Source organism: Candidatus Nitrosocosmicus sp. R (assembly GCF_054408505.1).
Genome location: NZ_CP167090.1, coordinates 1,142,327 through 1,167,637, shown reverse-complemented (window position 1 = coordinate 1,167,637; position 25,311 = coordinate 1,142,327). Strand labels below are relative to the sequence as shown.

The window sequence follows — 25,311 nt, the reverse complement described above, 5'->3', positions numbered from 1 at the left end:
AAACTAATGATGATGTTCGCTATGATGAAGGTTATTCTTCCTCTCATACGTGGCGGTCCAAAACCCAACCCCTATGGTCGCAATGCCAATGGCCATTATAAGATAATCCACTATGAAAATAATTGCCCAAACTGAATTCAAAAGTCCAGCTATGAAGAAGAGTAAACCCAGTACAAATATAGCCACCCCTGCTATTATTTCAGAATTTAGCATTAGCATAGAACTAAAAATTGCATTCTATTATAAAAACTATTAGATTATATCCCAAGGAGAATACGTGTAATTGTTGAGAACGGCAGGCTTATTTTCTGGAGGCAAAGATAGTACCTATGCAATCCTCAAAACCACTTTAGAAAAACATGATTTATGCTGCATCATGACAATGCATCCATGCAGTGATGATAGCCTTTTGTTTCATTATCCAACAACTAATTTGTTAAGTAAAATTTCTACCGTGATAGGTGTACCTGTGATAGAGCGCTCCTGCAACATTTCTGAGAAAAATTATGAAGTTAATGAGTTAACCCGTTTGGTTAAGACAGCAATAGATGAATTTTCAATAGATGGATTAGTAAACGGTTGTATTTCTAGCAAATTTCAATTAGATATTTTTCAGGATATTTGCGACAAACTAAATTTAAGATTAATTTCACCTCTTTGGAACATAGACAGCGGTTATTATTACGAACAGTTGCTAAGACAGGGATTTGAAATCATGATTACTAGAGTCGCCGCACTAGGTTTGGATAGTAGTTGGCTTGGAAAGATAATTACAAAAGATAATTATTCCGTCCTAAAAAAATTAAGTCATAAATATCAATTTAACATGACTTTTGAGGGTGGAGAAGCTGAGACACTTGTATTGGATTGTCCACTATATAAAAAAAGAATTTGCGTTAAAGACCACAATGTCACATGGGATGGGATCAGGGGAATGTTTGAAATATTAGATATTGATTTAATAGAAAAGTAGAGACCATGCTTGATAGTCTAAAAGATAATTTGAGATTGGCCCTAAAGAAAATAGTTGGGGCTTCAGATATTAATGAAGAATTGATTAATGAGTTATGTAAAGATCTCCAGCGCGCATTGCTAGCTGCGGATGTAAATGTTCGGTTAGTCTTAGAAATAACAAAAAATCTCAAGGAAAGATCCCTAAAGGAAGCCCCTCCAAAGGGTTTGTCCAAAAAAGACCATATCATAACCATCCTATACGGCGAATTATCAAAAATGCTGGGTTACAGCGGTGAAGCAATAAAGACCATTGATAGAAAAAAAACCGATGAAAATCTAATTAACTTCAATTCTGATAAAAAAAATACTATTTTGATGCTGGGGATACAGGGCAGCGGGAAAACTACTGTTATTGCCAAGTTAGGAAGATGGCTTTCAAAACATGGTTACAGGATAGGAGTAATCGGGGCAGATACCTGGCGACCTGGTGCATTAACTCAGCTCAAAATGAACTGTAGTAAGATCAATGCTCAAGTATACGGTGAGGATGGTAACAAGGATGCTCTAGAAATAGTGAAAAATGGACTGGCTTTCTTTAACCATCAACCAGTGGATATCATAATTATTGATACTGCTGGGCGTCACAAAGAGGAACAAGGATTACTCGAAGAAATGCGGAGCATGTATTCCATAGTTACACCTGATCAAGTATTTCTTATTATTGATGGAACAATTGGACAGCAAGCATATAATCAGGCAAAGATTTTCCACGAGAATGCAAAAATTAGCGGTATTATTATTACGAAATTGGATGGTACCGCCAAGGGGGGTGGGGCGATAGCTGCTTCTTCTGCCACGGGTGCAAAGGTCCTTTTCATAGGAACTGGTGAAAGAATTGATGACCTGGAGCAATTTTCCCCTACTAGCTTTGTCGGCAGGCTATTAGGGATGGGAGATATAAAAGCCCTTCTTGAAATGGCACGCAATTTAGAAATTCAATCTGATGAAAATCAAGCAAAAAGGCTTATGAGTGGCAAAATGACTATCGAAGACTTTTATGCTCAAATGGAAAACATGGGAAAAATGGGATTCCGAAACGTAATTGAGAATTTGCCAGGGCTATCAAACTTTGTAAAAGATGACCATCTTGATGTCCTGCAGCAAAAAATGGAGAAATGGAGATTTATAATCCAATCCTTTACTACTGACGAAAAAAAGAATCCAGATATTATTAACGAGGCTAGGAGAAAAAGAATCGCTAGAGGTTCCGGAGTAATGGAACATGATGTTAAAGACCTAATCAAGCAGTATAACAATTCTAAGACTATGATGAAACAAGCTAAAGGCCGTCAGATGCAAGGACTTTTAAGGAGATTCGGGCTTGGTTAAGACCCAAGGAGAATTTGAAAACTCTAAAAGTAAAAAATTGAACAACTCAAATCAACTTCAGATCCCTCTCTGTAGTTTTTGCTATGATCGAAATTTTTCTAAAAATAAAATGTGTTTAGTAAAGCATACAATTTCTGTCAAGATAATAAGAACTGGTATGAAAGTTTGCTATATTTGTAGAAATTTCTTTCTAAGAACGTTACCATCTATAGTTGATGAAATATCAAACTCTGAAATGTTTAATTCAACCACATGCATTATTCCTGTTGATATAGGAACGAGTCTTCCCTTTTTCTTCTATGAGAATGAGGATTATTTACGATCTATGTTCCAAATTAAAGGTACTACTGGGATAAAAACTCAAACTAATTTATTGATAAGAGAAAAAATACGAAAAAACAAAAAATGTACTATAGATCACGTGAATCCCGAATTGAAATTTGACGTAGTTATTGAAAATGACTTGAGTTTTAACATAAATTGTAAAGCGAGAGAATTCTATCTTCTTGGGAGATATATAAAGTTGGACAGAGGCATAGCCCAAAAGGATAAAAATTGGATAAAAATGGATTCTCAAACCTTTCATAAATTGATAGATAGAAAAGAGGAATCGATAGAACACTCCATCAGAAAATCCGTTTGGTCAGAATATAATGCAGAGGATATGAAAATAACTTGGACTGGTAGCGAAGATAAATATAGTTTGGTTCTAGGTAGCGGAAGACCGTTCATTGTAAAAGTGATTAATCCTAAAATAAAAGGCTCGGATGAGAAAAAAGTCCTGGAGAAGGATGTTGAATTGTATTTGAAAAAGATTAACCATGATGAGATCGATTACTATAGCAAATACAGAATACTTGTTACCATATTCGTCAAATTAAATGAGAAAGTTCGCGATTTTGGTCATTTTCAGCGTCTCGTGCAGACACTAACCGGAGAGGTGACATTCAGAGTCAAGAACAGAAAAACTACAAGAAATATCTACGCTGCAAAGTTAGTAAGTGTAGAATGCGACAAACTTGAAATATCTTTAGATATGGATAATGGAATTCCCATAAAACAATTCGTAGGAGGTAACGAACCCATTGAACCCTGTCTTTCTAACACCCTCGAGACAAAGTGCGAATGTATATATTTTGATATTAATGATGTAATTTTATATAAATGATAAATGAAATAAGATGAATGATTTTGATCCCTTAGTATTAGTCAAAAAATATTTAGTAGAAAAGAAGGTCGAGGAGAGGACCTATCATCTCATCATTGACAAGATGAGATTAATTGAAGAGGGAATAAATAGAATCGAGCGGATAACCTCAATAGAATATCCCTACTATTTTATAGAACCTAATCTACTGGTGGCAACTTCGGAAATTGAATACCAGCAATATTCCTTATTATATGCCAGGACAATTCCATTTTGTACTACTGAAAATAGAATAAAAATAGTTATCCAACTTTCCGCTCCACTGGTAATGTACGGTTTGAAAGGAACTCTTCACGCTGTTCTTGCCCATGAATTTCTACACTATTTGAATATATTGAAAAATATAATAAATTTAGAGGTAGCATCAGATAATATTTCCAATACACTATATGAAAATTCATTTTCTGACAATGAAAAGACTCTTGATTCGGCTAAAGTGTTTAAAGGAGATCGTCATCTTCAGAAATTGCTTAATAAAAGATTTGCAAATGGGTTCAATGATTCAAAATTGGACAAAAAAACTGAATCATATTGGATTAAGAAAAAACTACCTATACAAAAAATCATGATTGGAGACAATTTTATAAAGCTGCCATTTTCTGCTTTGGCCAACACCATGGTAGAAGATTCCTTAAAAAATGCAATTCTAAAATTTGGTTGAATTACGCTTATTGTTTTGATTTTTTAGTTTGTTCCTTTTGGAATTCCGTATAGCTACATTTCCCACATGTTAGTCTATCTTTATGTACGGCCATGAAAACACCTTTACCGCATCTTGGACACTCCCTTTTTGTTCGCTCAACTTTATCGTCATTAATTTTATAAAATTTTGAAACACTTACTTCTCCTTTTTTCTCTTTACTCATTGCATATCTCCCCTCTCTATCGTGTTAACAAATTACTTCTTTTTAGATTTTGCTGCCGCTGCTGCTGCCTGTTTTGCTTTTAGTTTAATTGACTTTTCCTCATCTATTATTTTTTTTCTTTCATCTTTTGTCATCGTTCTGAGGATTCGATATCGAGGTAACTGCTTTTTTGCTTCTTCTATATCATCGTAATAATACATCAAAGTCATTACATCAGGGTTACCAAATTCACTTTTTAAAGAAATTGGTAAAAGATTTTTCTTATTTATGCCCATCTTTCCAGCTATTAAACTTGCGGCTTCCTCCCTCGGGATAGACCCAATAGCATTCTTTATTACTGATTTAATCTCACGTCTTTTTAATAATATATTGTTATTATCTTCTAACAAAACGACTTCCAAGCTCAAACTATTCTACTAACTGTCATGGTATATTCAATATATGTATTACTAAATTTAGATTTTTATGTAACTTCGTTATTAGCTTGAATTCATTTGAGGTCCATAAAATTCTTTGCCATCGATATCGATGGAACACTAACATTAAACGGCAATGGAGCTCTGAACCTTGATGCATTAGCTAAACTTCGATACCTAGCCAAATTAGGCTATAAAGTCATTTTTGTAACGGGGAGAACATCCCTAGAGGCTTACATTTTGTCGGTATATGGTGGAACGACTCAAATTGCCATAGGGGAAAACGGTGGGGTTATCACTACTTCCCCTGTAGAACACAAATTATTAGCGAATAAAGATAATTGCTTGAAGGGGTTCGATCTATTGGTTAGGAGCATTAAAGGAGTTAGCCAGAAACCTGTTTTTCCCAGAATGACTGAAATAGTTCTTGAAAGAACATTTGAGTTAAATGAGGGTAACAAAATCTTGAGAGAAAATGAACTGGATTTGAAAATAGTAGATAGTAATTATGCATTCCATATCAATGAAGTCAAAATCAACAAAGGATTTGGGCTAGCATTCCTATTGAAGGATCTCAATATTGATTTCGACGAGGTGGTTGCAATAGGTGATAGTGAAACTGATATCCCTATGTTTAAGCAATCAAAATTTAGCTTTACTTTTGAAAGTTCTGGTGAGAATGTTCGAAAAAGTGCAACTCATATTGTTGGAGGCACGAATGGAGAAGGGTTGATAAATGCGATTGATCAGATAATGAGAGGAAAAGTATTTTAGTGATTTGCATGATACTAGAAAATGTTATCAATGAAATTGGCCAATCTCTTGATGGAGTATTAACATTTTACAACTTGACAAAGTCTGAGGTCAATTTTGAAATATCTAAACCACATGTGAAGGATTTTGGAGACTTTTCTACAAACATTTGTTTCTTGTTAGCCAAGAAATTAAAAAAGTCGCCACATGAGATAGCTAATCATATTGTAAATACTATTTTACCCGCAAGTAACATCTTGACGAATAAAAATGGTCTGATCGAGTCTGTTTCATTCGTAAATCCCGGTTTCATCAATTTTAGAATTAATAATAAGGCGTTTCTAATGGAATTCTTTAAAGAGGTAGTATATAATCCAAAATTGGAACATGAAAACAAGAACTTATCAAATTCGAAAGAATTGATACTAATAGAACATACTAGTGTGAATCCTAATAAGGCTTTACATGTAGGACACCTTAGAAACGCCATTATGGGGGACTGCTTATATAGAATTCTTCGTACAGCAGGAAAAGATGTCAGGGTCTTAAATTACATTGACGATTCGGGGGTTCAAGTGGCTGATATAATTGTAGGATTCAAACATGCAGGATTCTCTACTAGAATGGATGATCAAAGATTATCGAATGAAAAAGCAAAATTTGATCATTATTGTGGAAACGAAATTTACGTCAAAACAAATGAGCTATACAAGAGTAGGCCTGATCTAGAAATTAAAAGAAAGTCGGTTCTAAAGGAATTGGAGAATCCTGAATCGGAGACTTCGGTCTTCACCCAGACCATAGTTGATAGAGTTTTAAGGGATCAACTTAAAACTTGTTGGAATTTGAGATGTCGTTATGATTTATTATGTTTTGAGTCGCAAATAATCCAATCAGACCTTTGGACTGATATTTTTTCAATTTTGAGAGATAAAGAAATAATATATCATGAAAAATTTGGAAAAAATGCAGGTTGTTGGGTGTACAAGTCAGAAACAGAAGGAGATAAGGTATTAGTGAGAAGTGATACTACTTTAACATATTTCGCTAAAGATATTCCATTTGCAGTTTGGAAATTGGGCTATTTGAGAAATCCATTTGATTATGTCTTTTACTCAAATCAATGGGACTCTTCTATTCTATACAGAACAAATATTAAGAAAATTCCAAATGAAACTTACGCGTCCTATTCGGATCATGATAACGGATTAACGATTGACTTTAATAGAATAAGTAAGGTCATAACAATTATCGATTCAAGGCAAGAGAGGCTTCAAAATCTTTTATCAGAGATATTAGGAAAATTAGGGATGGATTCAAAGTATAGATATTTAGGTTATGAACCCGTCACTTTGAGCCAAAGTTCTCTAGATAGCTTGGGCATTTCTGAAAAGTATAAGAATTCATTACATATGTCTGGAAGAAAAGGTATATATATTGAGGCAGACAGAGCCTTGAACATTCTTGAAGAAAGAATCAAAAGTAGAAACTAGAAAGAGGAATCCAGAACTCTCCGAAGAAGAAATTGCATTTATATCCAAAGAGATTTCAATCTCAGCAATCAGATATTTTTTCATCAAGTTTGATCTCGGAAAAATGATAACTTTTGATATCAACGAGTCCTTGAGCCTTGAAGGAGATACTGCCTCATATATCCAATATGCTTATGCGAGGGGTAAGCGAGTTGAGGATAAAAATATTGAGGAAAGTTTCTCAGAAAAGAAGAATAAAATTGAGAATAATATTGAGATTTTGGATTTTTCTTCTACCGAAATCGAATTGATTAAACACTTATGTAGATATGATATTGAACTTATGCACGCTGCTAATAACATAGATCCAAAGGTGCTTTCAAAATATCTCTTTGAACTTGCTACATTGTTTAATAATTTTTATGAAAGATCACCAATCTTGAAGGAGAAAAATGAAGTGCTGGCAACTTACAGGGTATTGATATTAAATAGTACCCTGAAAATTCTAAAGATATGCATGAACATCATAGGAATAACTCCTTTGATGAGAATGTAATCTGATATCAAGTAAAAAGATTAATAACTCCCAGAAAATCATTTTCTTTTGGATTGATAGATCTTTTCGATTGGTCTGAAAAGTTGGTTTTACAATTTCCTGGATTAACACCACATTATACTCAACATCCAATTTTTCCCGATATGTTCACATCTGCCATCGTAGCTGCGATAATTGCTATTGGTTTAAATTTAGCAATGGCTCTTTTGAGAAGAAAGACAACCAATATAGAAAAAATGAAAACAGTCATGAAGGAAACAGGAGAATGGAGAAAAAAATACACCGAAGCCATTAAGAAAAAAGATAAACAACTAATTGAAGAACTAAAAAAGAAACAATCTCAAATGCAAAAAATGAGCATGGAAATGCAGCAACAACAAATGAGACCCATGATGTTATATATGATACCATCCTTCATGTTATGGATATTTGTTTTTCCCGCGATATTTGGTCAAACTGTTGCTCTATCGCCCATCGTAATACCATATTTGACTTGTTCTGCTGAAAATGTAAAAATTGATAACCCTGTTCAAACTACAAATAGTACTAGGTACTGATTTGAAAGAAGGGCCATGCAAAGTCCCTGGTCAGGTATTTCTCTGGGGCTGGTTTTTGCTGGTTAACTTTGCATTCAGTGGAATTATAGCAAAGGTCACCAATACTAGCATTCCGACATTCTAGTTTGAGCAACTTTTAGGATGTTAGCATCTTTTTTTAAAAAAATAAATATATTTATTCTTGATAAGTATTATTAATTATAATGGAAAAGATTTTTGGGAGGAAACTTTTATCAGATAAGAAAGATGACAATTCTTCCCGTACTCCTAGCGGTTACAAAATAACTCAAGATGACATTAAAAAAGTCAATCTATATAACAAAGGAGTAAACAAGATGGCAGAGGAAAAATTTGAAGATGCTATTAGATGTTTTGATCTTTCCATTAGGATTGATCCGTTTTTCATGGACGCCTTGATAAAGAAGGGCTATTCACATTTTCATTTGAAACAATATAATCTCGCTATCACCATCTTTGATCAGGTATTAGAGATAGATATCAACAATCCTGAAGTTTGGAACATGAAGGGGTTAGTATTTTACGAATCAAAAAATTACGAAAAGGCTATAGAGTGCTGCGAAAAGGCTATAGACTTTAATCCTAACGACTCCATGGCATGGTATAATTATGCCTGTTATATGACTTTGGATGGAAGGGCAACTAAGGGCATGGAAGCTTTAAAGAAGTCCATTGAGCTTGATATTGCGAACGCAAAAAAAGCAGTGAAAGACAGAGATTTCATTAATGCCAGAATGGAGGAAGATTATAAAAGAATTATCGAGGTTGTAATTCTAGAATCTGTTAGACAGGGGAATGATTATTTGGGGAAGATCATATGGGTTACCGGATTAGATAGGGAGGAAATTCAGGAAGCAACAACCAGATTAGCCAATAAGGGCCTATTAATTAAAAACGTCAAAAAAACATTTACTGGGAAAGATGAACAATATGAACTTACCAAAGAACTGATATCAAAGATAGGTTTTGAAAAACGAAATACACAATCAAAACCCCTTGAAGGAAAAAAAGAGGTTTTCTTTTCTACCCAACAATTGAAAGATATTAGTGCAATACTGTATGAATCTTCAGAATTTTCAGATAGAGGTGACTTGAATTCACTTGTACAAGCTATTGACAAATTATTAAACCCAATCCTACATGGAACGTTTATTCTAGAAAACTTTTTTGAAGAACATAGGGAGTTACGGCTGTTTAACAGCAGGTTGAGAGAAAGGGGTCAGGAATACTTGAACTTGAATAAAGAAGAGATTTCAAAATTCATGCTGGATATGGACAAAAAAATAAGGGGTTAGATTACATTTAAATTTGAATAACGCGGTTATCAACAACTGAAATTTGTTTTTGGGTAAGCAACTTTATGGCCCTGACATATATTTCGTGCTCTTTGACAAGTATTCGTTCTGATAGTGTCAATTCATCATCGTTATCAAATACTGGAACAGGATATTGTAAGATTATCGGTCCACTATCCACACTATTGTCTACAAAATGAACAGTGCAACCTGTAATCTTAACTCCAGCCAATAATGCTTGTTTTTGTGCATGTAGACCTTTAAATGATGGAAGCAAAGATGGATGCACATTAATTATCCTTTGCTTGTACAATTCCACAAAGGACGGACTCAAAATCTTCATGAATCCAGCAAGACAAATTAGTCCGCTATGAGGACCAATATTATTTTTTTTTAACTCATTATATAATCGGCTTTCAAATGACTCATCATTTTTGTTTGATGATACAGTAGTTGTCATAACTCCATATTCTTTTTTGGCAATTTCTAAACCCAATGCATCCGGTTTATTTGAAATAACTAATATATTATCAATTCCTTCAACCTCCCCATTCTTAATTGATTCAAGAATAGCTTTCATATTACTTCCACGACCAGATATCATTATAGCTAAATTTATCAATTCAACAAACATTTAGTATTAAAATTAGTATTTATTAAATAGTTGATTAATTGGTAAGTAATCACATGTCCTTAGTGAATGAATACCCCCCTTTAATCAAGAAAAGCAAGATCTATGCACGATTATTGCAGGGACCAGCTTGACATTTAAACCACTTCTACATTTTATTCACGAGATTTTATTAACTTCAAGTTGAAACTTTCAGTCAGATTAACCTGATCCGTCATAAATCAATTTAAAAGACACAACCAGCAATAAGATACTAAATATTTTTAGTAATAAATCGGATTTCATTCTACCGGTTAGCATGCTGCCTAAGGTACCACCAATGATCGACCCAACAGATAGAATGAATCCCATGTAGAAGTTCGGTTTTCCGTCAATGATAAACAATGTCAAGCCTGAAAGAGACGTAAATATGAGAGCGAATTGCGAAGTAGCAGAAGCCTTTTTCATTGTAAAGCCTAAAAGAATAATCAAACAGGGAACAAAAATGATACCACCTCCAATACCAAAACTACTAGACAAAGTACCCGCCACGAAAGAAAAAATAACTAAGATCAATAATCTAGAGTATTTCCAATTGTTTTCCTTTTGAAAAAAATTCGGTATTTTTTTTTCTTGGCCTAAAATTTTTGATCGAAATAACAAATAGAGAGAGGTAGCCATTAAAATAAGCGCGAAATAGTATCGAAACTCATTCAAAGTAAAGGAATTTGAAATGTAAACACCAATGAATGTTCCAGGAACAGATGATATGGCCAAGATCATTCCGATCTTTTTTTCGGTCAACCCTTTCCTAATATACTGATATGAAGAAGATATACTCGTAAAAAAAACTGCAATAAGACTGGTTGAAGAAATTTGAGATGGGTTATAATTAAGATAACTAAGATAAGGGGCATTTATTATGCCACCACCTATGCCGACCATTGAACCAATTAGACCTGCAGCTAGAGAAACCATAAAAGCAACTAGAACATCAATGACCATGTATACAGGTAATAACTTATTTGCGGCTATATAATGAAGATCATTTTGTCAAAATTCTTCTTTAGAGGATTTGTTAGCCCAATAGAGTACCGCGATGGTGCTTAACCCTGACCCTATTATTCCTGCGATCAAGGCTTCTAAGAAATATTTGGAAAATAGATTAGGTATGAAAGAATTAAAAAAATTTAATATTGATGGTAAAATTGAATAAATGGAAATTCCTCCGATAAACCCTAAAATCCAAAATATTATAATCATAAGTGTCCTATTCATCGATTAGTCCCATTTTCAAACATGGACTATTGATGAGATTCATATTAAAATTTTTCACCTCATGATATTATGTGATCATACAAATAAAGCTATTAATATGAAATAGGTAAAATTTAACTTGTGTGATTCAAATTGACAGTTACAAAGAAAGAATTAAAACAAAAAGAAAATATTGAGAGACTAAATAATGCGATATCAACATTAGATTCTCTAATAAAAAACGTAAACATTCAAAGAAATATTAGGAATATGATAAGGGAGGTCTTGGCTATTCTTAAGGATGAGAAAGGAGGAAGTATATCAGTGCGAGCTGCTAATGCTATTAGTATGTTAGACGGTGTCACCCAAAACCCTCAAATGCAATCACATATCAGGACGAGCCTATGGCAAGTTGTATCAGCGTTAGAAAGTATAAGAGAATAATTACTCTTACAGATTTTTAAGTAGTCGGCTTGCCAGGTTTAGGTGGTGGTGGTAATTTTTCTAATTTATGATTAGGATTTGCTAAATAATGTCGTGAGGCACCCTCTCCGCTCAACACAATATTACAATTAATACATCTATATCTTATGGCCAAATCAGTTCAACATTATGAACATCATACATACGAAAAAACCTATCGCAATTTACCTTAGCTTTATGATTTCCCTATTATCAGGGACACTAGACCTTATTTTCATCCTGGAGTAAATTACACTTGCAATATTCTCTGATTTAGATTTTTCCCCATGATTAACCAAAACCCTTTTGGGTCTCACTTTTGAAACAAAGTTTAGAATTTGATTAAAATCGCTGTGACCACTAAAACCGTCAATTTTTTGTTTGGAGCATCTAACTGGAATTACTTTAACCTTGCCATTCTTATCTATCATGCTAGCTTCAGATATAGTACCGTCCAGCACCCTACGTCCAAGGGTGCCGTTTATTTGGTAAGACACGAAAATTATTTTGTTTTTAGGATTAGGAGAAATTTGCTTAAAATATTCAACCGACGGTCCTCCTTCTAACATTCCGGAAGTTGCCATGATAATTGAAGGAGAATCATCGTTAAAAACTTCTTCTCTTTTGCCAATTCCATTGATTACCGTAAAGTAAGAAGATAAAAATGGATTAATACCTTCGGATACAGATTTTCTCACTTCATATCCCAGATAGTGGGCGTAAGACATATGGATGGCACTTGCCTCCGATATCATCCCTTCAATGAATATTGGAGATTCCACCAATCGACCTTCTCGCATCTCTTTATCTAGGACTAACATTATTTCCTGGGCCCTACCTACAGCAGGGACAGGTATAAGCACCTTGCCACCACTCATTAATGTATGATTGATACTGTCCGTAAATGTATTATAAACAACAGATTGATCGGGCATTAAATCTGAACTTGCACCATAGGTACTCTCAGTGATAATAGTCTCAACTCGTGGATAATTAGCCAAAGCTCCATCAAGTAATTGCGTTTTTGCGTATTTATAATCACCCGTGTATAGGATATTATGAGCCCCTGAAATATTTATATGGACTGTTGCGCTACCCATTATGTGTCCCGCGTTATTTAAAGTTATTGTAACATCTGGAGATATATCAGTCGGTTTTCCATAAGGAAGAGGAATACAATGTTTGATTACCTCATTGACGTCTCTGATTTCATAAGGCAAATACGAGCCATTGCTCTGTGCAATCTTTACCGAATCCATTTGCAAGAGCGTCATCAAAGGTAAAGTGGGTTCAGTACAATAGATCGGACCATTGTAACCATACTTGAATATTGCCGGTAAGAATCCTTGATGATCTATATGGGCATGACTAATTACAACTGCATCTAATTCTTCTAAATTGAAATTAAACCAATCTAGTCTAGGATAGGCATTATAGTTTATGTTTTCTCCCGGATTAATACCACAATCAAGCATTATTTTACTCTCTGGAGTCACAACGACAAAACATGATCGTCCTACTTGTTTAACACCACCTAAGCAGTAAATTGTGACCTCTTTTAGATTACTGTATTGATATGTTGCCCCTTCATCAACCGATTTTCTTGATAAATATCTAGAGTTGTGATTATTAGAGGTTAACCTCATATCATCATTGGTATCACCATTATATAGTAAAGAATTGGACAACAAAGGAGGTCTAAAAATTCTTTTCCCTAAACTTTGATAAAAGGTAATGCGTTCTTTGGAGGAATTTTTCAGTATGGAATGTATATTTTTTATGCTATTTGAAGGGATATGAGGAGACCGCCTTGTATGTGCAATCCAGCCTGTTTCCTTCGCAATTTGCAAAAAAATTTCTGAAGTTATCCCCTCTGGATTGTTTACTTCTAAAATGACCTCGCCTGTAGCTTCATCACAAAAGAGTACAGTTATCAGAATTTCCTTTGGCAATATTTTATTAATGGCATAACGAGCATCATCCTCTGAAAGTCTTATAGATGGGTCTGTTCTAATTATGAATCTTTTCTTCATTGATTTTGAAAGGGCTGACAGGTGAAGAGTTAATTCTGTTAACGCGAATGACGGATTCTTAGTATAAAGGGCAATATTGGCGGATTCACACCTAACTATTGTTATCTGAGCCTCTTTTGGAATAGATTGCATTACTTGAGATTCCAATTTTTCTTCAAAATTTATTGGAGATGATAATGGCGAACTACTTTTATCGCCTTTTATGACTGCATTGGGTTCTTTCAAGGCTATTGATCTTTCACGTAAAGTGAATTTTTCAGTTTTTTCATGGGTCAATTTATTATATATTTCCTTAATTTATTTAACATGTCGTAAAAAATCAGACGTATTTTCTATCTACTATTGATTATTTATGTTTTTAATATGTATTTGCTAATAGTTTGAAGCTACCTGCCTTTTGATTTTGTCCTATTTAGAACTATTTTTTCAGCAATATCCTTTAATATCTTATTCTTCAGTAATTCATTCTTAGATATCATAATATACCCTGATTTGATGTGTGGTCTTTTAGGAAACCTTGCACCATCATTAATCTGATCTTTTTCGACTTGATATCCCAATGATTCTGCGGCGGCAACCAACTCCGTTATCATCGGATCGTAGACCGCCATCGATTTTGATATCCGTCTACCTTTTCCCCTAGATAAGTTTTTATTATAATAGTCCACCCAGATGATAACATTTTCATAATCCTTCAAATGCCTTGCTATAAAAAAAGTTCTTACTAACCTTTAAGTTTTATTATATTAATTAATTAATGCAAAAATAATTATTTATTTTGGATTTCCTTAATCGAAAGTTCGCAATTACTAACAATGGGATTGTAAATTCGCAGATCATCACACATTTTCTTTACTTTGAATAATGCTTCGGTCTCAGTCTCGGATAAGATTTTGATACGCAGGGATTTAGCTGATCTGACTGAAACTATATCGGAATAGTCCTCTTTGAGAATAAGATCGTTGAGCACTGTTTCCCCTTCAGGATCATTGAGAAATGGTTTGTTTTCGATGCTCACGTTAACGGTAAATATTTTCTTCTTATTGACTTCAGTCATATACACATCTTTAAAAAAAGAGGTCACTATATATACAAAAGCTTTTAATTACAGAATTTAATTGATAATAAAATCATGGTCATGTAGCTCAGCCTGGCAGAGCGAAGGTTTTGTAAACCTTAGGTCGCGGGTTCAAATCCCGTCATGACCTATATGCATGACTAAATAATAATAATTGATAGATTTGATAGCTTTAATTGACAGAAGAATATGTAAGTAATAATGATTATCGAATTTTGACTATGGAATTGCTGGGAGAAATACTTCATTTTTCTAAGAGCGGTCGCTTGATAGTAAGAGTAGAGAATAATGGTGCACATGTGAAATCTGGGTTGATAGTATTAGATAATAAAGATAAGAGGGTAGGCAAGATTGCTGAATTAATTGGGTCAGTGAACTCCCCCTATGCCTCGATAATTCCCTTTGTTCAAGCCAAGAGTAAGATGGCAGGTTTGAAAGTGTATTTTCCCATTACAGGAAAAAAAGATTTTTATTTCAAATCTAAAAATAAGAAGAAAATTAAGAACAATAAGAAATAGGTGACATAAATGGTTTCGAATGATATAGATCTATTGAATGAATGCCCTGAATGTCATGCAAACCTGGTGCAAGATACAGTAAAAGGTGAATTTGTATGCAGTATATGTGGCTATGTGGTTGAAGAAAATTTAGAATATCAAGGTCCAGATGCTTATATTAGCGACCCCGGACATAAATCGAATAATTTGAGAGCTAGTGGTGTAAACAGTATTGCGTACCATGATTACGGTCTTCATACTGAGATTGATAACCAATGCAAAGACTATTCGGGCCGACATTTCAATGATGATATCAGAAAGTCAGTTGTCAATCTTAGGAAATGGAACAATATAATAAGGATCTCAAATTCCAAAGACAGGAGACTTTCAAATGTGTTATCAAAGATTAATGAGACTTGTTCGCTCATGTCGTTTCCTAAAGTTGTATGTGAAACAGCGGCATTAATTTACAGAAATTATGAAAATAGAAACGATACCAAGGGAAAATCTTCAGCATCCATGGCTGCAGCTGCTATTTATTATGCATGCAAAATTTGTAAAGTCCTTAGATCTCTTAACGAGATAGTACAACATAATGGTAACACCGAAGATGCAAACGAAAATTTGAAATTGGCTTCGAAATACTATCGTTCGATGGTATTGATTTGCGAAAACGATGATACCGATTGGACAATTCAAGCCCAAAACAAAATTACTGTTTTTATGCAGCAAGATCCAAGGGCCGGAAATAAAAACAAGCAGAGCTTTACGATATTAAACATGCAATCAATCAACATCAATCAGTACATTTCTAAATTAGCTAACACAGCAAAATTTGATGTTAAAATTGAGCGTCTGGCCATTGAGATAGCGAAAAAAACGGAAAATCATCTTCTTTCAGATGGCAAATCTCCAAACGGTATTGCAGCAGCATATCTATATCTCGCATCGGTTCTTCTTGGAATTAATATATTACAGATGGATATCTCTCGATTAGCTGGAGTAACAGAAGTAACTATACGTAATAGATGCAAGGATATTCTCACATGTTTCAGAATAACACTCAAAGTAAAGCCAATCTTAAAGATATAAATATTCTGCGTATATAGAAATTTTGTTTAACAATGGGCGGAAATAAGAAAAAGCCAAGCCAGTCGAATGCTTCCAAATCTCAAGAGAATAAAGGAGGTAAAAAAGAGGAGATAAAAAAGACGCCAGCTTCTAAAACTCAGCAGAAACAAAAACTCTCGGTATTGATTGAAGAATCTCAGGGATTAAAGACACTAGACTCGATGAAAGCTATCACAGCTCATTCATTCGCAAGGGCATTAGGTGTGAAAATTTCGGTTGCTAATAATTTCTTGAAAAATTTAGAGGGCAAGAGCATCATAAAATCAATAGGGGGCTACAGCGGACATAGGATATATCAAAAGTTAAAGTAGTCAATTTTTAATTCATGGACTTTTTAAGGCTCAGATAATCTCCCACTTTAAAAGATCCTAATATATCGACATTATCTGAGGTAACCCTCCCCAATAAATTCAGTTTTTGATTTAATATAGCATCATCTAATAAAATACAAAGGAAATTTCCTAATGGAGAAAATGCCAAATCACCTTTTTTGAAAATGTTGATGGGTTTTTCAGATCCTAGCTGGAGATCCACCTGTACATAAACAAATTTACCATCATAGCTATTAATTCGACCAGATATGGGGAATGCACTAAGCAGTTTCTTTATAGTTAAGGGTGAAAGATGTCTTTTGAATTCACCTTTTAATTGAAATGCCTGATTTAACTCTATTATTATTGGTATTGTTGAAACACTTTGAAACTCTGATGACACAGATATCAATAAAAGATTTATAAATATGAACTTTCAGCAACATTTAATTATATATATTGATCTTTTTTTTTAGTAGTGGCTGTCAAGCGAGCAAAAAAGAAGTCAAGTACGGTGAAGGATGATGATTTGGATATGGATAAAATTGATGACGGTGGAAAAGATAATTTGCAATTAGAAGGTTCAGATAATAAACGAAGTGAAGTGGAGGGAAAAGAGCCAAGCGTAGTAATAGTATACAAAACTTATGACGCTGATGTAGAATTTAGACTAAAAGAGATTCCATCTAAGAATAATGAAATCCTAATTGGCCCTGTTCGGTTAACTAGATTTGAAAAAGCTAGGATTACAGGTGCCCGTTCATTGCAATTGTCATTGGGGGCACCCATTCTAACAAAGATACCACCAGAATTTACAGATACTATCCTGATAGCTAAATACGAATTGGAAAAGAAAACTTTGCCAATTTCTATAAGGAGAATACTTCCGAATGGAATATATCAAGATATTCCCATAGAATGGACCATTTAGGCAAGGATAATAGAAACCATAATTAATTATTTCGGACGAATAGATAAACGTCATTGAAATTTGCACCTGTATAGCCAGTGTCTATATTTGAACGTAATTTTGTGAGTAATACATTAGAGTTGCTTGTTCTAAGATAGTAATTAACATCTAATTTTTTACCTTTCAACAGTTCGATAGTCTTTGGGGTGATGAAGCCGCCTGCTGAAGAAGAGTTTCCATCAATACCATCAGTGCCTATGCAAATAAAGGAAAAATCAAGAAGGTCGCATTTCCTAATTACTTGCAGCATGTGACAAATTGCTTCTTGATTTCTACCCCCTATTCCAATCTTACGGCTTGGTAACGTATTGGTGACTTCTCCACCCAAAATGATACATGTTTTCGGCTCGTATTTAGTATTAATTATCTTGGATGCAATCTTAATGAAATCATTCATAGGAATTCCATAGTTAGATCCCATATAATTTGTGGAATAACCTTGATTTTTAAAACATTCCTGAATTAGTCGACAAAAATTTGAATTGTTTCCGATAATGATGTTAGTAACGTTCCTTGAACGAAACTCTTTTGGTTTCAAGGTTTCTGGTATTTCAGACCTAATCCCTGATTCTAACACGACTTTTATCTTTCTAATAGATTCGGATTTGCGATCTAAGATGAAATAGTTATTCAAAATAGAAAGCGCCTGTTTAAATGTAGTTCTATCTGATGATGTTAATCCTGACCCTATGGTATCGAGATGATCACCGACTACGTCAGAGAGAATCAAACTGATGACAGGAGTATTAGGATCAATTCGTAGTAATATTTTACCACCCTTGATTCTTGAAAGATGCTTTCTAACTATATTTATCTCTCTTATATTAGCACCTGAGGTTATAAGCAATTTATTAATAATTTTCTTGTCCATAAGGTTAATCCCCTCAATAGGGGATACCATTAGAGAAGATGAACCTCCAGATATTAAAAAGACTATTAATTGTATACCTTTTCTATTTTGTAATTCCTCAACTACTTTTCTAGCAGCCAAGGTGCTTTGGACATTTGGAATTGGGTGAGATGATTGAATTACTGTTGAACTATTCAATAATTCAAAATTATTTTTTTCAAGTACATATCCGACAGGGGATATCAATATAGTTTTCTTAATTCTATCCCTCATTTTATCAAAGAATCCACCAAGCATTTTTTCAGACGCTTTGCCTACACTAACAACCAAAGTCGATGCTGTATCAGGGAGGTCAAATTTGTGTATTTTATTATTTATATCCGTAATTTGCATATTTGAACCTAATTGAATAGATTCGCTAACGAGCCTTTCAGGATCAGAATTTTTGAAAGCATAATCCAAAGCCCTTAAGGAATCACTTAATGATTTACAATTATGATATCTAACAATGGTATTTTTGTTTTTAATTTTACTCATTTCAATTCAGTTGAGTAATTGTAATATTAATTCATAATTGTTCCTGTATCGAAGTGATCAATACTAGATTAATAAATAAAAATAAATATTTATTGACTTAACTCATCTTCATGTTTAATTTCTTCACTCCGGTCAAAGCTAACAGGATACTACCAGAAATAAAGGTTAAGTTTGCTAATATTTTGATGCAGAGAAATAGCATAATGGATCTTCAGGCTGAACTAAATTCAGTGGTAAATCAAGAATTGTCACACGAGTCATTTTTCATAAAGAAAAGTCAAGTTAATAGGGCAATAACTGAAATGTATAGAGATATCGAGGACCTCGAAGGATTGGGTATTTTGATTAAGAGTTTTGATGAAGGTCTTTTAGATTTCCCTTCAAAACGTTTTAACGAGGAAGTATGGTTATGCTGGAAAATAGGTGAGGATAAAATTAAATTTTGGCATGGTAAAAATGAAGGATTTATGGGTAGAAAACCACTTTCAATTAAGGGCACTTTTAATAATGACGATTTAGCAGACTTACGTTAGATAGGGATTTTTTGTGTCAAATGATTTAGACAGACTCTTCAAGATTGATATTGAACCAACTTTTGTTAATTTGGAAACAAATATGCATCCATTTGACATATTCAAGAGAATAAGTCATGAGTTCACTGACATATTTATTTTTGAATCATTAGAAGGACCTCAGGAATTGGTAGAATCTTCTATTATGGGTTTTGGTCCTAAATATAAAATTAAATGCGACAATAATACGTTATGGGTATATAAAAATGATAGGATTCTAAGGAAAATTTCGATCACAGATCCTCTCGAAACACTCAAAAATTGTTTTCCTATAATCAACAATAAAGATTATAGATATGTTGGAGGGCTGGTGGGTTATTTTTGCTATGAGGCAATAAAATATTGGGAGAAAATAAATGTCAAAAGTAAGACATCATTCCCTCTTCTTGAATTTGGGTTTTTTGAAGATGGTTTAGTGTACAATCATATGAAAAAGAGACTTGAATATTTTTTTTATGATAAATCAAGAATTGATACTATTAAAAAGATTATGAAAAGCAAAACTAAAATATCAAGAAAAGATAACTCAACATTTTCACTGCCAAAGAGAAGTATGAAAAAGAAGGCATTTGAAAACAAAGTGAATCAGATCAAGGATCACCTATCTGCTGGGGATATTTTTCAAACAGTATTGTCAAAGAAGATAAAATTCAATTTTACTGGAGACCATCTACAAATGTATGAGGAACTCAGGAAGATCAATCCATCTCCTTATATGTTTTATTATAAAACGGGTCATAGGATTTTACTTGGATCCAGCCCTGAAATGTTGCTACGGATAACGGGGGATCTGGTGGAAACTTATCCCATTGCTGGCTCAAGACCGGTATTTTTGGATAAAGAAGTTACAGAACTCCTTCGAAGAGAATTGTTAAAAGATCAGAAAGAAATTGCCGAACACACTATGCTGGTGGATTTAGCGAGAAATGATCTGGGAAAAGTTTGTCAATTTGGATCGGTTATTACCTCAGAATTAATGAAAGTAAAAAAATTTAGTCACATCCAACATATAGTATCTCATGTAGAGGGCATCCTACATAAAAAATATGATTCATTTGATGCATTTAGAGCTGTATTTCCAGCGGGTACAATTTCAGGAGCTCCCAAAATTAGAGCAATGGAAATCATAAATGATCTGGAACCAGAATGTAGAGGACCGTATGCTGGAGCTGTTGGCTATTTTTCCTTCAATCAATCATGCGATTTTGCTATAACCATAAGGTCGATCTTTTTTAATAAAAAGAACGCATTTACGCAGTCTGGTGCGGGAATCGTAATAGATTCGGTACCCGATAAAGAATATCAAGAAACTGAAGATAAATCCCATGCTATCCTCTCAGCATTAAAGGCATTTGAAAAAAATCGATACCAAGATCTCAATTAATCAATTCGCGAGGTGGTCTGGCATATGTATTTGATTTGAGCAAATGATATTGAATTGCAATTGATGGATCCTTTTGCCTGCCTGTTAATACCCCTACAACAATCTCATCTTTTTTTATAAATTCTTTTTCGCGTAACTTCATTATTCCTGCAGGCACAGATCCTGATGCCATTTCACAATCAAATCCATTCAACCCCACTATTGTCATTCCATCCATCATATCTATATCCTGAACCTGTTCTACAATGCCATTGGTAAACTCGATTGTTCTCAATGCTTTAACTATGTTAGCGGGCTTTCCGATCTGAATTGCTGTTGCTTGTGTCTTAGGTATAATATTCCTTTCTTGCTGTTTTTGATAGAATCGGTCAATTAGATCAGTATTAACTTTTCCGGCATTCCATTTTAGTTTGGTATCCTCAAACAACCCATTTACTAGTTGATAAAAAGTATTTGCTCCTGCAGCATTTAAGACCAAAACGCGAGGTATCTTCTTTATCCAACCCCATTCGTATCAATGAGCGCCTTTCCACAACTGGATATATTACCTAGAGCACCTCCAGGGTATACGATCCAGTCAGGCGGGTTCCAATCAAGATATTCCATTATCCGATAAATTATGGTTTTTTGACCTTCAATTCTAAATGGATTCAAAGAGTTTACGGTATATCCACCTTCTTTCGAGGCTATCTCTAAAGATAGTGTTAGAGCATCATCAAAATTACCATCCACTTGAAGTACTTGAGCGCCAAATTGAAAGGCTTGACCAAGCTTACCGGGAGCTATTTCACCTCGGGGGATGTAAACATCACAATCAAATCCTTCATTTGAGGCATACATTGCAGCAGATGCCGAAGTATTTCCAGTAGAGGCACAAACTATTTTTTTGACACTCAATAACTTTGCGTGTGTGACTGCAGCAGCCATTCCATTATCCTTGAAGGACCCACTCGGGTTATAACCCTCAGGTTGAAGGAATAAATTGTTATTGGGTAAATTGACGTACTTTGCAACCTTACTCATTTGGTATGGCCTTGAAGATCTACCTTCTGAACCATCCAGTGATACTAATAATTTGGAGCAATCTTGCACGCTCTCAGTGTCAACGTCAACAAAATTTAATAATTCTCTATATCGCCATACACCACTTTCATTGAAAATATTCCCTCCAAAATTACGTCGTTGATAAAATACTTCGATCAATTCTCTATTAGGGACATCTGGATATTTTATATCTAGAAGAAAGCCGCAAGAGCAACGATAAATATCATTATCTATGGAATATTCTATCCCGCAGGATGGATTAATACATTTTTTTTTTGCTCTAAATTCCATTCAGGTTTAAGGTTTAACGATTTAGATTTATAAACGTAAAATCGATATCTTAATGTTTGCTAAATTCATATAAAGAATTCCAAGAACTTCTGCAAAACGTATGCAGGAAATCCCATGGTGGGTCTATATTACTATCTGGAGGATTAGATAGTAGTATCCTTCTTAATTATATGCATCCGAGAGAAGCCATAACTGTATCTATCGATCAAAATTGTTCCGATTATCTATATTCTACCTTAATCGCAAAGAAATATGCCCTAAATCATCACATTGTAATGCCATCTATGAAAATAATCTTAGAAAACCTGCGTGAACTGATAAGGGACTTTAAGACATTTGATCCGATATTCCTAAGAAATAGTGTAGTTCAGCTTTTGGGATTTAAAGAGGCGAAAAGGCTTAAATCAAATATGATTATTCTAGGAGATGGGGCAGATGAACTCTTCGGTGGGTATAACTTTCTGGGTAAATACCTTAAGACTCCAGAGATTTTGCAATCAAAATTAAATAAGATAGTTCAAAATATGGAGTTTGTATCAATTATATTCTCAAAAAAATACGATCTAGGAATAACAACCCCGTTTCTTGATAATACTATCATAAAGTTTAGTCAGTCATTATCAGTAAATGAAAAAATCGCTGTACACAATAGCATGGTTTATGGAAAATTTTTTTTAAGAAGTTGTTTTAGAGAAATGTTGGGAGATGAGATTACTTGGAGAAGGAAAGAAGCATTAGAAAGTGGATCAGGGATTAATAAGATTATACCGTATTTAGAAAATAGTATTACCGGTGCAGAATTTCTTGAAGGATCTAGTAGGGCAAAAACCGAAGGAGTTACAATTACAACTAAAGAGCATATGTTTTATTATCAAATATATAGAAAATTTTTTGACCCACCGATCGAGCAAATCTGTAATCAACTTGAAAAATCTAAAAGATGTCCTTTTTGTAACATTATATTTACTTGGAAGGGGAGTTTTTGCAAAACTTGTGGCGCTTATCCAGTATAAATTTTAGCCTTGGGAAATGTAACCACTGAATATTGTCACTTCGGTTACATGAATAGAGAAAAATACAACTTTAAATACAAAATTTTACATTGGGAGAGGGTATAAAAGTAAATGTCTTTCAGCAACAAATGGATCAAACCACAAAATGAGATAAGTAATGTAGGTATGAAACTATTAGAGAACATAAAACCTCCCTCACCATTAAAGCCTAGAATAGAAGAGGCACAAAAGAGGCTACACTCTCAGATTGCAAAATTGGAAAGTATGTCAGCAAAGATGGACGAGAAAGATCAAATCATATTTAAGAGAATTATTAGTGCAATGCAGAATCATGATAGTCAATATGCTAAAATCCTATCTAACGAATTATCACAAATCAGGAAAATGAATAAGATGATTACATCAGCAAAATTGGCGTTGGAACAAATTCAACTCAGATTGAATACTATTACCGAGCTAGGTGATGTCGTTGTTACTTTGAGCCCTGCTATGTCAGTAATAAAGAATATTCAAGGTGGATTAAATTCAATGATACCAGAAGCTGGACAGTCATTTGGAAAGATCACCGACATATTAAATGGTATAATGAATGATTCTGGACAAATACCAACAACTTCTGATATAAATGGGAACACTAGTGCTGTAAGCGAAGATGCTTTGAAAATAATTGAAGAGGCAAGCGCCATCGTCGAGCAAAACATGAAGGATAAATTCCCTGATTTACCAAATACTGGATTAGATTCTAAAATCTCAGAGAGTAACTCTCTATATTGACAAATAATCAGCTATTACTATTTTAGGGATCTATATCATTGATAATACCGTTTAACCTCATTTTTATCCGGTAAATGGTGGGATAGCTATAACCTCTTTCCCGATATTTTTTTATCATGATCTTCCAGTTTTTTAGTCTAACTCGGGCTTGTTTTTTTGTCAATAGTGCCGTTTCCTTTTTGACTAGGCTCTTGCGTCCCGGATTTAAGTAACCTCCCACTTTTGCTTTGTACCTATTATTTGAAAATCGAAGTCCAGATATTATAATATCAAGAGGTATTTGTTCAAAATAACTTCTTATTTCATTGTATTCAGATCTTAATGCGTAAAATTCAATCTTGTATTTCTTCATAAATTTTCTACCAACATTATATTTCAAAACTCGAATTATGAAACATGAAATCATACTCAGAGAATTCGAAAACCGGTGTAATTAATCCGATCGAGAAAGTTATTTATTTCAATCATCAATTTTGAAAAGGGCTGCACAAGCTCCTTGTTTCCAATTGACTCGCCATCGATTACAAAATTCCTAAGTGGATACCTAGTTACTATAGGACAGTATGAGACTAACCAAATATTATCGCGAGTTGGCTGCATTTTCAACAACTCACTAATGGTCTGCTCATATTCAACCTCGTCCCCTTTTAAAAATTGGATAATTATCACTTTTTCACCACCATTTTTTAAATCTCTAGCACCCGGAACAAGAATGCTTACTTCAGTATGATTGATACTAATTTTCCTTTGTGATGGCGTTATAGTGATTGCAAGTAAATAATGCATCAAACCTTCAGCCAAGGAGATGTAGTCAGAATGAGATAAATTTTGAACACCTCTTGAACTAATACATTCTTTAAGTAATTGTTTGATTATGTAATCTGAATTTAGAATGTTTTCTTTAATTTTCGTTTTAATAAAATCTATTCCAAGTTGATCGATCTTTAAGTATAATAACTCCTTTAACTCCATTAGGTTAGCACTGTACATTAATAGGCTTTCAATATATATTTC

General features: G+C 33.9%; 30 protein-coding genes, 1 tRNA gene and 1 pseudogene. 19 read left to right on the top strand and 13 right to left on the bottom strand.

What is annotated here, in order from left to right; all coding sequences use genetic code 11:
• Positions 1–3 precede the first annotated feature (3 nt).
• On the bottom strand, positions 4–219 hold the full coding sequence (locus AAGU22_RS06115; protein ID WP_458721310.1) for a hypothetical protein: 216 nt from the start codon (positions 217–219) through the stop codon (positions 4–6).
• Between the two features lie 67 nt (positions 220–286).
• Here AAGU22_RS06115 and AAGU22_RS06110 point away from each other — a divergent pair, with 67 nt between their 5' ends.
• From AAGU22_RS06110 to AAGU22_RS06095, 4 genes are read left to right on the top strand one after another with little or no spacing between them, the layout of a single operon-like run.
• Positions 287–973: a diphthine--ammonia ligase gene (locus tag AAGU22_RS06110; protein WP_458721309.1), complete on the top strand. Its 687-nt coding sequence runs from the start codon at positions 287–289 to the stop codon at positions 971–973.
• A 5-nt stretch (positions 974–978) separates the two neighbouring features.
• Positions 979–2,343 (top strand): signal recognition particle receptor subunit alpha, encoded by a 1,365-nt coding sequence (locus AAGU22_RS06105; protein WP_458721308.1) that lies wholly within the window; start codon positions 979–981, stop codon positions 2,341–2,343.
• A complete protein-coding gene (locus AAGU22_RS06100) occupies positions 2,336–3,511 on the top strand; it encodes a tRNA pseudouridine(55) synthase (RefSeq protein WP_458721307.1) in 1,176 nt (391 codons plus the stop codon). Before AAGU22_RS06105 ends, AAGU22_RS06100 begins: the two co-directional genes overlap by 8 nt.
• A 13-nt stretch (positions 3,512–3,524) precedes the next feature.
• Entirely contained in the window at positions 3,525–4,211 is a 687-nt protein-coding gene (locus tag AAGU22_RS06095; protein ID WP_458721306.1) for a hypothetical protein, read from the top strand.
• A 7-nt stretch (positions 4,212–4,218) separates the two neighbouring features.
• Here the strand turns inward: AAGU22_RS06095 and AAGU22_RS06090 are convergent, their stop codons facing one another.
• Both AAGU22_RS06090 and AAGU22_RS06085 read right to left on the bottom strand, forming a co-directional pair.
• On the bottom strand, positions 4,219–4,416 hold the full coding sequence (locus tag AAGU22_RS06090; RefSeq protein WP_458721305.1) for a 30S ribosomal protein S27ae: 198 nt from the start codon (positions 4,414–4,416) through the stop codon (positions 4,219–4,221).
• A 32-nt stretch (positions 4,417–4,448) separates the two neighbouring features.
• Positions 4,449–4,805, bottom strand: coding sequence for an eS24 family ribosomal protein (locus AAGU22_RS06085; RefSeq protein ID WP_458721304.1), 357 nt, complete (start codon positions 4,803–4,805; stop codon positions 4,449–4,451).
• A gap of 105 nt (positions 4,806–4,910) precedes the next feature.
• Here AAGU22_RS06085 and AAGU22_RS06080 point away from each other — a divergent pair, with 105 nt between their 5' ends.
• The 5 genes from AAGU22_RS06080 to AAGU22_RS06060 all read left to right on the top strand — a co-directional run bounded on the left by AAGU22_RS06080 (position 4,911) and on the right by AAGU22_RS06060 (position 9,483).
• On the top strand, positions 4,911–5,606 hold the full coding sequence (locus AAGU22_RS06080) for a phosphoglycolate phosphatase (RefSeq protein WP_458721303.1): 696 nt from the start codon (positions 4,911–4,913) through the stop codon (positions 5,604–5,606).
• Positions 5,607–5,614: 8 nt separating this feature from the next.
• Entirely contained in the window at positions 5,615–7,078 is a 1,464-nt protein-coding gene (argS, locus tag AAGU22_RS06075) for an arginine--tRNA ligase domain-containing protein (protein WP_458721302.1), read from the top strand.
• Positions 7,050–7,613, top strand: coding sequence for a DALR anticodon-binding domain-containing protein (locus AAGU22_RS06070; protein WP_458721301.1), 564 nt, complete (start codon positions 7,050–7,052; stop codon positions 7,611–7,613). Before argS ends, AAGU22_RS06070 begins: the two co-directional genes overlap by 29 nt.
• Positions 7,614–7,666: 53 nt before the next feature.
• Positions 7,667–8,170, top strand: a complete 504-nt coding sequence (locus AAGU22_RS06065; protein WP_458721300.1) for an EMC3/TMCO1 family protein — start codon at positions 7,667–7,669, stop codon at positions 8,168–8,170.
• Positions 8,171–8,373: 203 nt separating this feature from the next.
• Positions 8,374–9,483: a tetratricopeptide repeat protein gene (locus tag AAGU22_RS06060; protein WP_458721299.1), complete on the top strand. Its 1,110-nt coding sequence runs from the start codon at positions 8,374–8,376 to the stop codon at positions 9,481–9,483.
• 7 nt (positions 9,484–9,490) lie between these two features.
• On the opposite strand, the gene purN is transcribed toward AAGU22_RS06060, so the two are convergent.
• Together purN and AAGU22_RS06050 are read right to left on the bottom strand one after the other, a co-directional pair.
• Positions 9,491–10,105, bottom strand: coding sequence for a phosphoribosylglycinamide formyltransferase (gene purN, locus AAGU22_RS06055; protein ID WP_458721298.1), 615 nt, complete (start codon positions 10,103–10,105; stop codon positions 9,491–9,493).
• A 210-nt stretch (positions 10,106–10,315) separates the two neighbouring features.
• On the bottom strand, positions 10,316–11,098 hold the full coding sequence (locus AAGU22_RS06050; protein ID WP_458721297.1) for a sulfite exporter TauE/SafE family protein: 783 nt from the start codon (positions 11,096–11,098) through the stop codon (positions 10,316–10,318).
• 405 nt (positions 11,099–11,503) lie between these two features.
• On the opposite strand from AAGU22_RS06050, the gene AAGU22_RS06045 reads away from it, so the two are divergent.
• On the top strand, positions 11,504–11,794 hold the full coding sequence (locus tag AAGU22_RS06045) for a UPF0147 family protein (protein WP_196815775.1): 291 nt from the start codon (positions 11,504–11,506) through the stop codon (positions 11,792–11,794).
• A 203-nt stretch (positions 11,795–11,997) separates the two neighbouring features.
• Here the strand turns inward: AAGU22_RS06045 and AAGU22_RS06040 are convergent, their stop codons facing one another.
• The 3 genes from AAGU22_RS06040 to AAGU22_RS06030 form a co-directional block, all read right to left on the bottom strand.
• Entirely contained in the window at positions 11,998–14,121 is a 2,124-nt protein-coding gene (locus tag AAGU22_RS06040) for a beta-CASP ribonuclease aCPSF1 (RefSeq protein WP_458721296.1), read from the bottom strand.
• A 110-nt stretch (positions 14,122–14,231) separates the two neighbouring features.
• The gene (locus AAGU22_RS06035) at positions 14,232–14,543 is read right to left on the bottom strand and encodes a signal recognition particle subunit SRP19/SEC65 family protein (protein ID WP_458721295.1); all 312 of its coding nucleotides are present in this window, start codon (positions 14,541–14,543) and stop codon (positions 14,232–14,234) included.
• A gap of 71 nt (positions 14,544–14,614) precedes the next feature.
• Positions 14,615–14,902, bottom strand: a complete 288-nt coding sequence (locus tag AAGU22_RS06030; RefSeq protein ID WP_458721294.1) for a phosphoribosylformylglycinamidine synthase subunit PurS — start codon at positions 14,900–14,902, stop codon at positions 14,615–14,617.
• A gap of 77 nt (positions 14,903–14,979) precedes the next feature.
• Here AAGU22_RS06030 and AAGU22_RS06025 point away from each other — a divergent pair.
• The 4 genes from AAGU22_RS06025 (at position 14,980) to AAGU22_RS06010 (ending at position 16,862) form a co-directional block, all read left to right on the top strand.
• A tRNA-Thr gene (locus AAGU22_RS06025) sits at positions 14,980–15,053 on the top strand.
• Between the two features lie 46 nt (positions 15,054–15,099).
• Positions 15,100–15,441, top strand: coding sequence for an H/ACA ribonucleoprotein complex subunit GAR1 (locus AAGU22_RS06020; protein WP_458721293.1), 342 nt, complete (start codon positions 15,100–15,102; stop codon positions 15,439–15,441).
• Between the two features lie 9 nt (positions 15,442–15,450).
• Complete coding sequence (locus AAGU22_RS06015; RefSeq protein WP_458721292.1) at positions 15,451–16,512, top strand: transcription initiation factor IIB; 1,062 nt, start codon at positions 15,451–15,453, stop codon at positions 16,510–16,512.
• Between the two features lie 32 nt (positions 16,513–16,544).
• Positions 16,545–16,862 (top strand): MarR family transcriptional regulator, encoded by a 318-nt coding sequence (locus tag AAGU22_RS06010; protein ID WP_458721291.1) that lies wholly within the window; start codon positions 16,545–16,547, stop codon positions 16,860–16,862.
• A gap of 7 nt (positions 16,863–16,869) precedes the next feature.
• On the opposite strand, the gene AAGU22_RS06005 is transcribed toward AAGU22_RS06010, so the two are convergent.
• Positions 16,870–17,265: a cyclophilin-like family protein gene (locus tag AAGU22_RS06005; protein WP_458721290.1), complete on the bottom strand. Its 396-nt coding sequence runs from the start codon at positions 17,263–17,265 to the stop codon at positions 16,870–16,872.
• 75 nt (positions 17,266–17,340) lie between these two features.
• On the opposite strand from AAGU22_RS06005, the gene AAGU22_RS06000 reads away from it, so the two are divergent.
• Positions 17,341–17,793, top strand: a complete 453-nt coding sequence (locus tag AAGU22_RS06000; RefSeq protein ID WP_458721289.1) for a DNA-directed RNA polymerase subunit K — start codon at positions 17,341–17,343, stop codon at positions 17,791–17,793.
• Between the two features lie 22 nt (positions 17,794–17,815).
• Here the strand turns inward: AAGU22_RS06000 and AAGU22_RS05995 are convergent, their stop codons facing one another.
• Positions 17,816–19,219 (bottom strand): glycerate kinase type-2 family protein, encoded by a 1,404-nt coding sequence (locus AAGU22_RS05995; RefSeq protein WP_458721288.1) that lies wholly within the window; start codon positions 19,217–19,219, stop codon positions 17,816–17,818.
• Between the two features lie 110 nt (positions 19,220–19,329).
• On the opposite strand from AAGU22_RS05995, the gene AAGU22_RS05990 reads away from it, so the two are divergent.
• Positions 19,330–19,752, top strand: coding sequence for a DUF2203 family protein (locus tag AAGU22_RS05990; RefSeq protein ID WP_458721287.1), 423 nt, complete (start codon positions 19,330–19,332; stop codon positions 19,750–19,752).
• Between the two features lie 13 nt (positions 19,753–19,765).
• Positions 19,766–21,175 (top strand): anthranilate synthase component I family protein, encoded by a 1,410-nt coding sequence (locus AAGU22_RS05985; protein WP_458721286.1) that lies wholly within the window; start codon positions 19,766–19,768, stop codon positions 21,173–21,175.
• Here AAGU22_RS05985 and thrC read toward each other — a convergent pair.
• Positions 21,168–22,510: pseudogene (thrC, locus tag AAGU22_RS05980) on the bottom strand (threonine synthase). The gene AAGU22_RS05985 and the pseudogene thrC sit on opposite strands and share 8 nt — an antisense overlap.
• 56 nt (positions 22,511–22,566) lie before the next feature.
• Between thrC and AAGU22_RS05975 the strand changes: the two are divergent.
• On the top strand, positions 22,567–23,523 hold the full coding sequence (locus AAGU22_RS05975) for an asparagine synthase C-terminal domain-containing protein (protein WP_458721285.1): 957 nt from the start codon (positions 22,567–22,569) through the stop codon (positions 23,521–23,523).
• A gap of 111 nt (positions 23,524–23,634) precedes the next feature.
• On the top strand, positions 23,635–24,297 hold the full coding sequence (locus AAGU22_RS05970) for a Snf7 family protein (RefSeq protein ID WP_196815762.1): 663 nt from the start codon (positions 23,635–23,637) through the stop codon (positions 24,295–24,297).
• Positions 24,298–24,319: 22 nt separating this feature from the next.
• On the opposite strand, the gene AAGU22_RS05965 is transcribed toward AAGU22_RS05970, so the two are convergent.
• Positions 24,320–24,649, bottom strand: a complete 330-nt coding sequence (locus tag AAGU22_RS05965) for a hypothetical protein (protein WP_458721284.1) — start codon at positions 24,647–24,649, stop codon at positions 24,320–24,322.
• A 56-nt stretch (positions 24,650–24,705) separates the two neighbouring features.
• On the bottom strand, positions 24,706–25,287 hold the full coding sequence (locus AAGU22_RS05960) for a hypothetical protein (protein ID WP_458721283.1): 582 nt from the start codon (positions 25,285–25,287) through the stop codon (positions 24,706–24,708).
• Positions 25,288–25,311: the final 24 nt, after the last annotated feature.